Below are 14,843 nucleotides of genomic sequence, written 5' to 3'. Positions count from 1 at the left end.
ACGAGTCAGTCCCTGCGCCTCAACCAAATTCTCTGCAAAAGATCAGGATGACACCCGCCGACCTTCTCAAGTCCTTGAGCGGCCCCGCCAGCTTTGCCGGCGCACCCTTCGGTGCGGACCTGATTGCATTCTGTAATGCCTTGGTCGCAAGGGGCGGTATCGGACTCTACGTCACGCGCGACGACAAGAGCGCCAACACGGCTCGGCGCCTTGCACAATTTATCACGCCGCGCCTCGATAGTATCGACATACCCGGTTGGGACACACTGCCCTATGACCGGATCAGTCCATCCCCTAGTGTCGCGGCACGCCGATGCGCAGGCTTGGCCCGGGTCGCCCGGCATGACAACTCGCAAGGGGCCCTCTTGGTGGTCACAACGGCGACATCGCTCGTCCAGCGCGCGCCTCCCGTTGCCACGCTTCGCCGCGCATCGTTCTCCGTTTCAATCGGACAGTCTGTCGCTCAGAAAGACCTTACAGACTATCTCGCCGTGAATGGGTACGTTCGCGCGAGTACAGTGCGCGAGCAGGGCGAATTCGCGATCCGTGGCGGCATTATTGATATCTTTCCGCCGACGGCTGGAGAACCCTACAGGCTCGACTTCTTCGGCGATACGCTGGAGACTCTGCGCACATTCGACACCGAAACCCAGCGCTCGACAGGGGACGCGCGTTCAGTCGCCTTCGCGCCTGTCAGCGAAGTCCTGTTCGATGATAAGATCCTGAGTGGTTTTCGGGAGCGCTATCTGGCCACGTTTGGACCGCCATCGGGTGATCAGATGTACGAGTCGGCTCGCGCTTCCATCCGCCGCCAAGGTGTTGAGGCTTGGCTTCCGCTCTTTCACGACCATCTGGAAACCTTGTTCGATTATGTTGGCGGGAACGCCCTCGTAGGGCTCGGACACCTCGCGCCTGAATCGGCTTTTGAGCGCCTCTCTCAAGCACTCGATTATTATAACGCCCGGCTCGATGCTGCGGGCGGCGATGCTCACTCAGCGCGTGTGCTCGCACCCTCGACCCTCTATTTGGAACCAGACGAAGTAGATCAACTGCTTGCAACGCATGCTGTCGTGAAATTCAGCCCGGCTGAAGCGTCAGGCGGGGCCTATGACATGGGTGCCCGCATTGGTCGGGACTTTGCGCCCGAACGGCTGCGGTCCGACCAGAACATCTTCGAAGCTGCTATAGCGCATGCCCGTGCGCTCCATGCGTCGGGTAAGCCAGTTGCCTTCGCCGCATGGTCTGCTGGCTCGACTGATCGCCTCATCAATGTCATGGCGGACCACGGATTGCCGGATCTTGCGCAGGTTCATTCGCTCGAAGCGGCCTGCAAGACAGACTTTACCGTTGTCGAAATACCGCTCGAGTCCGGTTTTGTTTCCCCCGAGATTGCAGTCATCTCCGAGGCCGACATACTCGGTGACCGCCTCGCAGCCCCACGCCGTCGGCGCAAATCTGCCAGTTTCATCACTGATGCAACCGCGCTATCGCCTGATGATCTTGTCGTGCACGTCGATCATGGTGTTGGACGCTATGTCGGCCTGAAAACGTTGGAGCTGACAGGCGCTCCCCACGACTGCCTCCAGCTCGAGTATGCCGGCGGCGACATGATCTTCCTGCCGGTCGAAAATATCGACCTGATCAGCCGCTATGGCTCTGAAGAGTCTGAGAGCCAGCTGGACCGCCTCGGTGGAGCGGGCTGGCAGACGCGCAAGGCCAAGGCCAAGAAACGCATCCTTGAGATGGCGGCTGAACTCATGGCTGTCGCTGCCGAACGAGCCCTGAAACGCGCAGAAGCGCTGTCGGCAGGGCAGGGCATGTACGAAGAATTCGCGGCGCGCTTCCCATATGAGGAAACGGATGACCAGCTAAACGCGATCGAAGATGTGCTTGGGGATCTGGCCTCCGGTCGCCCAATGGATCGTCTTATCTGCGGCGATGTGGGCTTTGGCAAAACCGAGGTCGCTCTTCGCGCCGCTTTCATGGCGGCGATGAGCGGAAAGCAGGTTGCGGTCATTGCGCCAACAACTTTGCTCGCGCGTCAGCACTTCAAGACATTCTCCGAACGCTTTGCTGGCTGGCCCCTCAAGGTTCGCCATCTCTCACGGCTGGTGGGTCAACGGGAATCTGTGGAAACGCGCGACGGCCTCACAGACGGCGGCGTGGACGTCGTTGTGGGAACGCACGCGCTGCTCGCAAAGGGCATGGACTTCAAACGCCTTGGCCTCCTGATCGTCGATGAGGAGCAGCGCTTCGGCGTGAAGCACAAGGAACGCCTGAAAGAGCTGAAGGCCGATGTGCATGTGCTAACGCTCTCTGCAACGCCAATTCCCCGCACACTGCAGATGGCACTCACGGGTATCCGCGATCTCTCCATTATCGCCACGCCGCCCGTGGATCGTTTATCGGTTCGGACCTACATCACAGAAGAGGACACGGTTACTTTGCGCGAAGCACTGCTGCGCGAAAAGTATCGCGGTGGCCAGGCCTTCTTCGTCGCACCACGTATCCAGGACCTGGACAAGCTGGAGCAGTTCCTGTCGACGCAGGTTCCCGAAGTATCCTTCGTTGTGGCGCACGGCCAGATGGCGGCGGGCGAACTCGAAGACATCATGAACGCCTTTTATGAGGGCAAGTATGATGTTCTTCTGTCGACCACGATTGTCGAAAGCGGCCTGGATATACCTCGCGCCAACACGCTTATCATCCACCGCGCCGACATGTTCGGTCTGGCCCAGCTTTACCAGCTGCGTGGCCGCGTCGGACGCTCCAAACTACGCGCCTATGCCTATTTCACCACGCCGCGTGACCGGGTTGTGACTGAGATGGCCGAGAAGCGTTTGAGGATTCTCCAGTCGCTGGACAGTCTCGGCGCCGGCTTCCAGCTTGCCAGCCACGATCTCGACATGCGCGGGTCGGGTAACCTGCTGGGCGACCAGCAGTCTGGCCAGGTCCGGGAAGTGGGTGTGGAACTCTACCAGTCCATGCTCGAAGATGCCGTCAAGGCGCTTCAGGCCGGTGCGCGGGGCGAAGACGAAGTCGTGGATGACTGGTCGCCACAGATCAATCTTGGCGTCGCGGTGCTGATCCCCGAAGACTATGTCGAGGATCTCACGATCCGTCTCTCGCTTTACCGGCGTCTAGCAGACATCAGCACGGCCGAGGAACGCGAGTCCTTCGCTGCTGAACTGATTGACCGTTTCGGACCGTTGCCGGAGCCGACGCGGCAGCTGCTGGAAGTCACTGCGATCAAGGTTCAGTGCAAGGCACTGGGTATCTCCAAGCTGGATTCAGGTGTTAAAGGCGCGGTATTCGCTTTCCGCCCTGATACGATCATGGACCCCGCACGCCTTATGGAACTCGTCCGGACACGCCCTAATGTTCTGAAGTTGCGTCCGGCGGATTCAAAACTGGTCCACTCCGGCCTGGGCGGAGAGCCCGAGCGACGTCTTGTGGCCGTTAAAGCATTCCTGAAGGAACTGGAGGCCGTTGTGGGCCGCGTATCGGCCTAGGCGGCTTCGAGACGCATGAACGGTCCCTGCAGGCCAGAATCAAGGAACGTTTTTGCGGAATGATAGGCGCGCTTTTCGACGACACGCCAGTTCAGAACAACGTCAGACAGCGTGTCCAGGTCTGCGACATGAGTTGCTATCCGCGTCGCAAGCCGGGCTCCGCCGCGATAAGGTGTCGTTGGCAAGGAGATGCCAAGGATACCTGCCGAAAGAGCGGCCGCGCAGTCTGTTTCCCGCAGCAGCGGTTGTAGACAATCAGCCAGGGTTTTCAGCACCCTTCTTTCACTGCGGCGCTCACCGGTCAGTTTCAGCATGACCAAGCTTAGGGGCTCGGCTCGCTGCTCTGCCACTTCTATTTGCCGCTCAAGATGTGATTCAAGAAACCGGCGGGAAAAGAGCCCTGTCGCCAGGTCTCGGGCCGCCGGGGCAAGTGCCGTCGAGGGCGTGATGGGCCGAATCGCATTATAGCGGCGCGCCAGCACGTCTATACGATTTGCGACGAGGGAGGCCTGATCCTGGCACTCAATGATTTCGTCTGCGTGGGCTTGAATTGATTTCATGGCCTCGGATGTCTGGCTCTCACCGTTTACGAGGGCGAAGATCGGAACATTGTTCAGCATGTCGCCGGATGGTGGGCCTTCGATGTAAGCCGTCTCAAGCGCTTCTTCGGAAGTAAGGTCGAACAACGCTGCGGCGAACCTTCGGCTCGACAGGTAGTCCCGGACCGTGCTTCGGGAAATCGCGGCCGTCAGCGACAGTCCGCGCGCCTTTAGGGCGCCCTGCAGAGACAGGAATATGGGTGAACCTTCGCCGACATAGATAAGTTCGGGACGCGCGTCACCGGCGGTGACGGGCGGCGCCAACCCGAATTCGCGGGCCGTTTCTGCGCGGATGCACACTTCCATATTGCGGGATTCGCGCCGCGACAGCGCAGCAAGCCGCCCCTTGAGCATTGTAAGGTCGCGGTCACGCCGCAGCGTGATGACGTCTGAAAGATTGAGGCCAGTGTCTGCCACATCGAGAATCGCCATCGGACGGGACAGACCTGCAGCACACGCCCGGGCGCAATGTTCCAGCGTCATCCGCGTCACACTTGCGATATCGACGAGGAGAGGGCCGGTTGAATTGAAATCGAGCGGTTGGCTGGCAGGATAGGGCCTCATTCCGCTTGATCGCATGCGCGCAAGGATCATTTCGAGGCGAGGACTGGTCGCAGCGATTTCGATAGGTGGGTCCAGATAGGACGTATCAGACATGAAACACTCAAAACGCTTCGAAGGGCGGACGCTAGGACACCCCTTTCTTTTGCGCGTTCGACACTTAATGTTCCGCTAATCAGGCCCAAAGGGCCTTAATTGAACGGGAGAGAATGATGGCAAGTGGGCCACTGGACGGTGTCAGGATTGTGGAGTTTGCAGGGATCGGCCCCGGGCCGTTCTGCGGCATGTTGCTGTCCGATATGGGCGCAGACGTTATCCGGATAGACCGTCCCGGCGATGGCAAGCCGGGACGCGCGGCAGATGTCATGAGCCGGGGCCGACGCTCCATCAGCTTGAATCTCAAGGATCCCGCTGATGTCGAGACCGCCCTGAAGCTGATGGAAAAAGCGGACGGGCTGATAGAGGGATTCCGTCCCGGTGTCATGGAACGCAACGGTCTTGGTCCGGATGTCGTACTCGGTCGTAATCCCAAGCTCGTCTATGGTCGCATGACGGGGTGGGGGCAATATGGCTCGCTCTCGCAAGCGGCCGGGCACGATCTCAATTACATCTCCCTTACAGGCGCCCTTTACGCGATGGGCCGGAAGGGCGAGCGTCCGAGCCCGCCCCTGAATCTTGTCGGTGATTATGGCGGCGGAGCCCTCTACCTGGCGATGGGGCTCCTCGCCGGCATCGTGAACGTCAAGAATGGAGGCAAGGGTCAGGTGATTGATGTGGCCATGACGGATGGCGCGGCCTCTCTCGCGACCATGTTCTTTGGTATGAAAGCCATGGGCGTCTGGACCGATGACCGCGAATCGAACCTGCTCGATGGCGGTGCCCACTTCTACGACACATATGAATGCAGCGATGGCCAATGGGTCTCGATCGGCTCCATCGAGCCGCAATTCTATGCGCTTCTGCTGGAGAAGGCGGAAATCACCGATCCCGAATTCAAATCCCAGATGGACCGCTCCAAGTGGGGCGACCTGAAGGCCAAGTTAACCGCGCTGTTCAAAACGAAGACGCGCGATGAATGGTGCGCCATCATGGAGGGCACCGATATCTGCTTTGCGCCGGTCCTTTCCATGGCTGAAGCCCCGAACCATCCCCACAATGCCGAGCGCAAGACATTCGTCGAAGTCGAGGGGGTGATGCAGCCAGCGCCAGCGCCGCGCTTCTCTGGCACGCCCGCAGAAATCCAACGGCGGCCCGCAGGGCTCGGCGAGCATACCGAGGAAATCCTGCGCGATTGGCAGGTCAGCCGCTGAGTCGAAGGCGGTACTGCTCGCCTCTCAGGTGAACGGAACATAACAGCGGGTCACCGCTCCGTTCAGGTTGCCAAGACTATAATCATGACTGTCGGTGCCGCGTTTTTAGGCTATTTGCCCGAACAAAGCCCGACGTCCTTCTTGCTTTACCTTGGCCGTCCTTCGGGGCGGCCATTTTCTTGCGCTGTTGCAGTTTAGCGATATGGTCCCGCTCATTCTAACGAGTATGAGGGCTGAAAATTGAAAATTGCGATGACGAGCGTACTGGCTCTGGCTCTGGTGGCCTGTTCCCAGCAGAAGGCTCCTGCGCCGGCCGAACCGGAAACCGTTGCGGCGCCGAAGACGGCAGCAGAGATCCATGACGAGATGCTAGTGCTCGATACGCACCTCGACACACCTGCCAACTTCTCAAAGGCCGATTTTGATATCATGGCCGATAATCCGAGCGTTCTGGGCAGTGTCCAAGTCGACTTGCCGAAGATGAACCGCGGTGGCCTCGACGGTGGCTTCTGGGTGACCTTCACACCGCAGGGCCCGATGGACCCAGCCTCCTATGAGGCCGCGAAACAGGCTGCCCTAACCCGCAACCAGGAAATCCATGACATGGTCGCGGCTCATCCCGAATCATTCGAGCTTGCCTATACGTCTGAAGATGCCGCCCGAATCGCCGCAACCGGCAAGAAGGTCGTCTATATGTCGATCGAGAACAGCTATCCGCTCGGCACAGACATCGGCATGGTAGAGGAATTCTACAATCGCGGCGTTCGCATGATTGGGCCGGTCCACTTCCGCGACAACCAGTTCGCCGACAGCGCAACGGATCTCGGTGCCAATGACTATGGCGGCCTGAGCCCGCTCGGCGTGGAACTGATCAAGGAAGCCAACCGACTCGGCATGATGGTCGACGGCTCGCACGCATCTGATTCGACGGTTGATGACATCATCGAACTGTCGACGACACCGATCATGCTGTCCCATACAGGCGTGAAGGCTGTTTACGACCATCCGCGCAACATTGACGATTACCTGATGCGGAAGGTCGCTGATGATGGCGGCGTTATCCAGATCAACGCCTATGGCGGGTATCTGGAACAGCTGACCCCAACGCCGGAACGCCAGGCCGCACTCGACGAGATGCAGAAGGAATTCGAGGGCATTTCTCCTGCGACCGCTGACGCGGAGACCCGGGACCGCTATATCGCCAAAATGGAAGAAATTGACGCCCAATTCCCGGCGCCACGCTCGACTTTCGAAAAATTCCTCGAACATATGAATCATGCGCTTGAGGTCGTCGGCCCGGATCATGTCGGCATGGGCGCTGACTGGGATGGCGGTGGCGGTGTTGTTGGAATGGAAGACGTTTCATTCCTGCCTAGAGTGACAGAAGCCCTGTTGGCCGAAGGCTATTCTGAGGAAGACATCCAGAAAATCTGGAGTGGCAACATGCTGAAACTGATGAAGCAGGTGGAAGACGCTGCGGCGCCTAAACCCGAATAGGGAAGGGGAATGCAGAATTCGCGGGTTTGGTGATCTTCAGACCTTGCAAAGCCTGTTGGGCGTCTGTATGAGGCCCGTTCCAATTCAATCGCTGAAAATGCGCAACAAACCGGATACCTGTCATGGCAGTTCCAAAGAGCAAGATCTCCAAGTCCCGCCGCGGCATGCGCCGTTCGCATGATCGGCTTGATATGAACACGTATATCGAGGACGCCCAGTCGGGCGAGCTTCGCCGTCCGCACCATATCGACCTGAAAACCGGCGTTTATCGCGGCCGTCAGGTTCTTGAGCCGAAGGACGACATCTAGTCAGGTTGCGCATTTGCGCGCACAAGACTAAGGCTTCCAGCGCCTCCCGCCGTCCGGCAGGGGGCGCTTTTTACATCTGACATAATGCCTAAGAGGGACACCAGACTGCCATGAGCGAGATCATCGACATTCACGCCCGCGAAATTCTCGACAGCCGGGGCAACCCGACAGTGGAAGTTGACGTCACTCTTGATGATGGCTCGACGGGCCGCGCAGCGGTTCCTTCCGGTGCCTCGACGGGTGCTTACGAGGCTCACGAGCAGCGTGATGGCGACAAGTCCCGCTATGGCGGCAAGGGCGTCCTCGGCGCAGTCGATGCTGTGAACGGCGAGATATCGAACGAGCTTGAAGGCATGGATGCCAGCGACCAGCGCCTGATCGACATGATGATGATCGATCTCGACGGCACTGAGAACAAGTCCCGCCTGGGCGCCAATGCGATTCTCGGCGTTTCGTTGGCTGTGGCCAAGGCCGCCGCGGAAAGCGCCGCGATGCCGCTCTACCGCTATGTCGGTGGCGCCAACGCCCGCGTCCTGCCGACGCCAATGATGAACATTATCAATGGCGGCGCGCACGCGGACAATCCGATCGACATTCAGGAATTCATGATCATGCCAGTCAGCGCCGAAAGCATGGCAGACGCTGTGCGCATGGGCGCTGAAGTCTTCTACTCGCTGAAGAAAACGCTGCATGATGCCGGTCATAACACCAATGTTGGCGATGAAGGTGGCTTCGCCCCTAACATCGGCTCGACTGATGAGGCCATCGGCTTCATCATGAAGGCCATCGAGAAAGCAGGCTACGCGCCGGGCGAAGACATTGCCCTGGCACTCGATGCCGCTTCGACCGAGTTCTACAAGGACGGCAAGTATAACCTTGCCGGCGAGAGCAAGATCCTGGGGTCGGAAGAGTTTGCGAAATATCTCGCCGATCTTTGCGGTCGCTATCCGATTGTCTCAATCGAAGACGGCATGGCAGAAGACGACTGGGATGGCTGGGTCGCACTGACCGAGATGATTGGTGATCGTGTCCAGCTCGTCGGCGATGATCTCTTCGTGACAAACCCCGAGCGCCTGTCTATCGGCCTCCAGAAGGGCGCTGCGAACTCGATCCTGATCAAGGTCAACCAGATTGGAACGCTTTCCGAGACGCTCGACGCAGTCGAACTGGCGCACCTCCACGCATACACCGCCGTCATGTCTCACCGCTCCGGTGAAACCGAAGACTCGACCATCGCAGATCTGGCAGTTGCCACCAATTGCGGGCAGATCAAGACGGGTTCCCTGTCACGTTCTGACCGAATCGCGAAGTACAACCAGCTCATCCGTATCGAAGAAGAACTGGGTCCGATCGGCATTTACGCCGGCCGCTCGCGCATAAACGCTTCTTAGTGCAAACGCACGGTTAACCAATCGTCGTTACAGGTGGGCCTCATGGTATCACGCCTTGAGGCCCTCGGCCTAAGTCTTCTCGTGCTCTACTTTGCCTACCACGCTTTTGCGGGGGAGAAGGGGCTTGGCCGTTGGTCGGATGCCCAGCTTGAACTCGAAGATCGCAAGGTGGAACTCGCCAAGATCGAGACGGATATCTCGCGCCTGCGCACCGATATCCGCAGACTTACACCAGGTTCTGTGGATCCGGACTTTGTAGAAGCGCTCGCACGCGATAAGCTGGCATTCGTATATCCAAACGAAATCGTCTTGATGACGTCAGAACGTAGCGTTGCAAATTGACATAGATGTTCTGACTTGTCTCTGCGGAAATGCGCAGACATAAGACTCGCAGGGATGGAGCATTATATGGCAACGAAACCGAAAGGTGCCAAAAAGGCACCTTCAAAAGCAAGTAAGGCAGAGCTGCTCGAATTCTATCGGGCCATGCTGTTGATCCGAAGATTCGAAGAAAAGGCCGGCCAGCTTTATGGCATGGGCAAGATCGCGGGTTTTTGTCACCTCTACATTGGTCAGGAAGCGGTCGTGACGGGCATGCAAGCCTGCCTCAAGGATGGCGATCAGGTTATTACCGGTTACCGCGACCACGGTCACATGCTCGCATGTGGACTGGACCCGAAAGGCGTCATGGCCGAACTGACCGGACGCAGCGGCGGTCTTTCCAAGGGCAAGGGTGGCTCGATGCATATGTTCAGTCGCGAGAAGAATTTCTTCGGTGGGCACGGTATCGTTGGCGCTCAGGTGCCGCTTGGCACGGGCTTGGCCTTTGCCAATAAATACAAGGGCGGCGACAATGTCAGCTTGGCCTATTTCGGCGACGGGGCGGCCAACCAGGGGCAGGTCTACGAATCGTTCAACATGGCTTCGCTCTGGGATCTGCCGGTTGTCTATGTGATCGAAAACAATCAGTATGCGATGGGCACGAGCGTTGCGCGCGCCTCGGCCGAGGTTGAGCTTTATAAACGCGGCATCAGCTTTGAGATCGAAGGTGAGGCCGTTGATGGCATGGACGTGCTCGCGGTGAAGGAAGCCGGTGAAAAGGCTGTCAAATACGCGCGTTCCGGCAAGGGCCCTTATATCCTCGAGATGAAAACCTATCGCTACCGAGGCCACTCGATGTCTGACCCGGCGAAATACCGCAAGCGGGAAGAGGTCGATGATATTCGCACGCACCACGATCCGATCGAGGGCCTCAAGGGCCAGATTATAGAGGCCGGCCATGCAACCGAAGACGAACTCAAGAATATCGATAAGGAGATCAAGGGTATCGTGAAAGATGCTGCGGACTTCTCGCTTGAGAGCCCGGAGCCGGATGCTTCTGAACTCTGGACGGATGTCCTGCGCGAAGTGGAGGGTGTGTAAATGTCAGTCGATATTCTTATGCCAGCCCTCTCACCGACCATGGAAGAGGGAACCCTCTCGAAATGGCTCAAGAAGGAAGGCGACAAGATCTCCTCAGGTGACATCATCGCCGAAATTGAAACCGACAAGGCAACGATGGAAGTCGAAGCCGTCGATGAAGGTGTGCTCGCCAAGATCCTCGTTGCTGAAGGCACTGAAGGCGTGAAGGTCAACGCCGTGATCGCTGTGCTCGCTGAAGACGGCGAAGATGCAGGCGATGTGAAGCCCAAGTCCAACGGCGCTGCCGCACCCGCCAAAAGCGATGCTGAGCCTGTCGCCAAAGAGGAGAAGCCGAAACCAACAGCGGATGCAGAGGCCGCCCCAGCCGCGCCTGTCCTTTTCGATCCTTCCATTCCCGAAGGCACCAGCTTCACGGATACCACGGTGCGCGACGCCCTGCGCGACGCTATGGCCGAAGAGATGCGCCGCGACGAAACAGTGTTCGTCATGGGCGAAGAGGTGGCTGAGTATCAAGGCGCCTACAAGGTTACCCGTGAACTGCTTCAGGAATTCGGCGCGCGCCGCGTGGTCGATACGCCGATAACGGAACATGGCTTTGCTGGTCTCGGCGTGGGTGCGGCCTTTGGTGGCCTGAAGCCCATCGTCGAGTTCATGACGTTCAATTTTGCCATGCAGGCCATTGACCAGATCATCAACTCGGCGGCCAAGACGCTTTATATGTCAGGCGGCCAGATGGGTTGTTCTATCGTGTTCCGTGGTCCGAACGGTGCGGCCTCGCGCGTCGGCGCGCAGCATAGCCAGGATTATGCCTCCTGGTACGGACACATCCCGGGCCTCAAGGTCATCGCGCCTTATGATGCGGCAGATGCCAAAGGCCTGCTCAAGGCCGCCATTCGCGACCCGAATCCGGTTGTCTTCCTTGAGCACGAACTGCTCTACGGCACCAGCTTCCCGGTGCCGGACCTCGAAGACCATATCCTTCCGATCGGCAAGGCTGCCGTGAAGCGTGCCGGTACGGATGTAACGCTGGTGGGCTACTCCCGCATGGTAGGTTTCGCGCTGCAGGCCGCAGAGGAATTGGCAGAGCAGGGGATCAGCGCAGAAGTCATCGACTTGCGCTCCATTCGTCCGCTCGATACGGCAACTGTCATTGAGAGCGTCAAGAAGACCAACCGTCTCGTCACCTGCGAGGAAGGCTGGCGCTTCATGGGTATCGGTGCCGAAATTTGTGCCTCTGTCGTTTCCGACGCCTTCGATTATCTCGATGCGCCGCCGGCCCGCGTTCACCAGAAGGATGTGCCGCTGCCTTACGCGGCAAATCTCGAAGCCATGAGCTTGCCCGGTGTCGCTGACATCGTCGCAGCGGCCCGCAAGGTCTGCTACGTGGATCAGGAGTAGCGCCATGAGTATCAACATCACCATGCCCGCGCTCTCTCCCACCATGGAAGAAGGCACGCTTTCCAAATGGCTCGTCAAGGAAGGCGACACCGTCTCCTCCGGCGACATCATTGCCGAAATCGAAACCGACAAGGCGACGATGGAAGTCGAAGCCGTCGATGAGGGCACTGTTGCCAAGATCCTTGTTGCCGAGGGCACCGAAGGCGTGAAGGTCAATGCTGTGATTGCTGTGCTCGCAGAAGAGGGAGAGGATGCATCCTCGGTGAAGGCGCCGAAGGAAACCGCCCCTACTGCGAAAGCCGAGGAATCGGGCAAGGGCGAGAAGAAATCTGACGACAAGCCTGAGCCCAAAGCAGCCAAAGCAGAAACGCCTGCCAAGTCTGATACGGCTTCTAAAACCGAAAAACTGGCGTCGACGCCGCTCCCAAGCACCAATACCGCTGACGGTCGCATCAAGGCAAGCCCGCTTGCCCGCCGTATCGCGGACATGAAGGGCATCGACCTCAAGGCGTTGAAGGGGACTGGTCCGCGTGGCCGGATCATCAAGCGAGACGTCGAGTCCGCACAGCCCGGCGCCGCTGCGCCACAGGCTGGCGCCCGCCCGGCTGGCGCTCCTGACGGTCTCATCTTGCCACAGGTTCTCGATGACCGCGTCTACGCGCCTGATAGCTATGAGCTGAAGCCGCTCGATGGCGTCCGCAAGGTCGTCGCCAAGCGCCTGACGACCAGCTTCATGCAGGTGCCGCACTTCCCGCTGACCATCGATCTCGAACTCGATCACCTCTTGGCCAGCCGTGCGGCTATCAATGCGGCCGCGCCAAACGGCATCAAGGTGTCTGTCAACGATCTGCTCATCAAGGCCAGCGCTATGGCTTTGATGGACGAGCCGGATTGCAACGCATCGTACACGGATAAGGGCATTGCCTATCACAAGCACGCCCATGTCTCGGTCGCTGTGGCGATCGATGGCGGCCTGATCACTCCGGTTATCTTCAATGCGGAAACAAAGGGCCTCGCCGAAATCTCCGAAGAGATGAAGGACCTCGCAGGACGCGCCCGTGAGCGAAAGCTCAAGCCGCAGGAATATAGTGGCGGGACGTTCTCCATCTCAAATCTCGGCATGTTCGGCATCAAGAACTTCGCCTCGATCATCAACCAGCCCGAGGGCATGATCCTCTCCGTCGGGGCAGGGGAAAAGCGTCCGGTCGTGAATGCGAAGGGTGAGCTTGCTGTCGCCACGGTGATGAGCGTCACTCTTACTTGCGACCACCGGGTCATCGGCGGCGCAGAAGGTGCCAAATGGCTTCAGGCCTTCAAGCGCTACGTCGAAACGCCCGAAGCGATGCTGCTATAGGCAGCGGAAAGACACAATATGAGCACCCCATACGACCTCATCGTCATCGGCTCCGGCCCCGGCGGCTATGTTTCTGCGATCCGCGCCAGCCAGCTCGGCATGAAAACGGCGATCATCGAGCGCGAAGCCCTCGGCGGCATTTGCCTCAATTGGGGCTGCATCCCGACCAAGGCGCTGCTCCGCTCGGCTGAGGTCATGCACCTCGCCAAGCACGCCACGGATTTCGGTCTTAAGATAGACAAGGTCGAGGTTGATCTGGAAGCTGTCGTCAAACGCTCGCGCGGCGTTGCCAGCCAGCTGTCGAACGGCGTGAAGTTCCTGATGAAGAAGAACAAGATCGACGTCATAGAAGGCACCGCGCGCCTGGAGAAGGGCACATCTGCGCCCAAGGTCATCGTCAAAAGCAAAGACGGCAAGGATACGACGCTCGAGGCCAAGCACGTCATGCTCGCCACTGGTGCCCGCGCGCGCGATATCCCGCAGGCTGGCCTCGTTGCTGACGGCAAGCTGATCTGGACCTATCGCGAAGCCATGACGCCAGACGTCATGCCCAAGCGTCTCCTCGTGATCGGTTCTGGCGCCATTGGTATCGAGTTCGCCAGCTTCTATAATGAGCTTGGCTGTGACGTCACCGTCGCCGAAGTCCTGCCGCGCATCCTTCCCGTCGAAGACGCTGAAATCTCCGCCATGGCGGAGAAGGACTTCAAGAAGCAGGGGCTCAACATCATCACGGGCGCCAAGGTGGAAAACCTTAAAGCCGGCAAGAACACCGTCACGGTCGACATCACCAACAAGGATGGCAAGAAGGAGTCGAAGGAATTCGACCGCGCCATCCTCGCTGTCGGCATTGTTGGCAATGTCGAGAATCTGGGCCTTGAGGCGCTTGGCGCAAACGTTGAAAAAACCCACGTCAAAGTCGATGGCTTTGGCAAGACCGGCGTGCCTGGTCTCTATGCCATCGGCGATCTCACAGGCCCGCCTTGGCTCGCGCACAAGGCCAGCCATGAAGGCGTTGTCTGCGTCGAAGCGATTGCGGGCAAAGGCAAGGCCCCCCCAGAGCCTTTCGATGCCTCAAACGTCCCTGGATGCACCTATTCCCACCCTCAGGTCGCCAGTGTCGGCTTGACTGAGGAAGCCGCGAAAGAAAAAGGGTACGATATCAAGGTCGGCCGCTTTCCGTTCATTGGTAATGGCAAGGCCATCGCAATGGGCGAAACCAATGGCATGGTCAAAACGGTGTTCGATAAGAAGACCGGAGAACTGCTTGGCGCCCACATGATTGGGGCGGAAGTCACCGAGCTGATTCAGGGCTATGTCATAGCGCGCCAAGGCGAACTCACCGACATTGATCTCGCTCACACCATATTCGCGCACCCGACTATTTCGGAAACAATGCACGAATCCGTGCTCGATGCAGACGGCAAGGCGCTTCACATCTAGGGCAGGGGCCTTGCCCACGGGCACCGCGCCTTATACGCAAGAGCCAGCCTC

At 58.8% G+C, this 14,843-nt stretch carries 11 protein-coding genes; 10 read left to right on the top strand and 1 reads right to left on the bottom strand.

Annotated elements, in window-relative coordinates; all coding sequences use genetic code 11:
* Positions 1 to 47 precede the first annotated feature (47 nt).
* Entirely contained in the window at positions 48 to 3,512 is a 3,465-nt protein-coding gene (gene mfd / locus V7651_RS15765) for a transcription-repair coupling factor (protein ID WP_335613716.1), read from the top strand.
* Here the strand turns inward: mfd and V7651_RS15760 are convergent.
* Positions 3,509 to 4,768, bottom strand: a complete 1,260-nt coding sequence (locus tag V7651_RS15760) for a diguanylate cyclase domain-containing protein (protein ID WP_335613715.1) — start codon at positions 4,766 to 4,768, stop codon at positions 3,509 to 3,511. The genes mfd and V7651_RS15760 overlap by 4 nt on opposite strands.
* 116 nt (positions 4,769 to 4,884) lie before the next feature.
* Between V7651_RS15760 and V7651_RS15755 the strand changes: the two genes are divergently transcribed.
* The 9 genes from V7651_RS15755 (at position 4,885) to lpdA (ending at position 14,792) form a co-directional block, all read left to right on the top strand.
* Positions 4,885 to 5,982: a CaiB/BaiF CoA transferase family protein gene (locus V7651_RS15755; RefSeq protein ID WP_418887258.1), complete on the top strand. Its 1,098-nt coding sequence runs from the start codon at positions 4,885 to 4,887 to the stop codon at positions 5,980 to 5,982.
* A gap of 252 nt (positions 5,983 to 6,234) precedes the next feature.
* Positions 6,235 to 7,479 carry a dipeptidase gene (locus tag V7651_RS15750; protein WP_335613713.1) on the top strand — a complete coding sequence of 415 codons (1,245 nt, stop codon included), beginning with the start codon at positions 6,235 to 6,237 and terminating at the stop codon, positions 7,477 to 7,479.
* A 122-nt stretch (positions 7,480 to 7,601) separates the two neighbouring features.
* A complete protein-coding gene (rpmF, locus tag V7651_RS15745) occupies positions 7,602 to 7,787 on the top strand; it encodes a 50S ribosomal protein L32 (RefSeq protein ID WP_034742997.1) in 186 nt (61 codons plus the stop codon).
* A 110-nt stretch (positions 7,788 to 7,897) separates the two neighbouring features.
* Positions 7,898 to 9,178, top strand: coding sequence for a phosphopyruvate hydratase (gene eno / locus V7651_RS15740; protein ID WP_335613712.1), 1,281 nt, complete (start codon positions 7,898 to 7,900; stop codon positions 9,176 to 9,178).
* A gap of 42 nt (positions 9,179 to 9,220) precedes the next feature.
* Positions 9,221 to 9,520 (top strand): FtsB family cell division protein, encoded by a 300-nt coding sequence (locus V7651_RS15735; protein WP_081812311.1) that lies wholly within the window; start codon positions 9,221 to 9,223, stop codon positions 9,518 to 9,520.
* Positions 9,521 to 9,586: 66 nt separating this feature from the next.
* Positions 9,587 to 10,600: a pyruvate dehydrogenase (acetyl-transferring) E1 component subunit alpha gene (gene pdhA, locus V7651_RS15730; protein ID WP_034743317.1), complete on the top strand. Its 1,014-nt coding sequence runs from the start codon at positions 9,587 to 9,589 to the stop codon at positions 10,598 to 10,600.
* Positions 10,601 to 11,998 carry a pyruvate dehydrogenase complex E1 component subunit beta gene (locus V7651_RS15725; protein WP_335613711.1) on the top strand — a complete coding sequence of 466 codons (1,398 nt, stop codon included), beginning with the start codon at positions 10,601 to 10,603 and terminating at the stop codon, positions 11,996 to 11,998.
* A gap of 4 nt (positions 11,999 to 12,002) precedes the next feature.
* A complete protein-coding gene (locus V7651_RS15720) occupies positions 12,003 to 13,352 on the top strand; it encodes a pyruvate dehydrogenase complex dihydrolipoamide acetyltransferase (RefSeq protein ID WP_335613710.1) in 1,350 nt (449 codons plus the stop codon).
* 18 nt (positions 13,353 to 13,370) lie between these two features.
* Complete coding sequence (gene lpdA, locus V7651_RS15715) at positions 13,371 to 14,792, top strand: dihydrolipoyl dehydrogenase (protein ID WP_035539105.1); 1,422 nt, start codon at positions 13,371 to 13,373, stop codon at positions 14,790 to 14,792.
* Positions 14,793 to 14,843 lie beyond the last annotated feature (51 nt).

Origin of the sequence: Hyphomonas oceanitis (assembly GCF_036964545.1) — a bacterium.
Taxonomy (GTDB): Bacteria; Pseudomonadota; Alphaproteobacteria; order Caulobacterales; family Hyphomonadaceae; genus Hyphomonas; species Hyphomonas oceanitis.
This window is presented reverse-complemented; position numbering and strand designations above follow the sequence as displayed.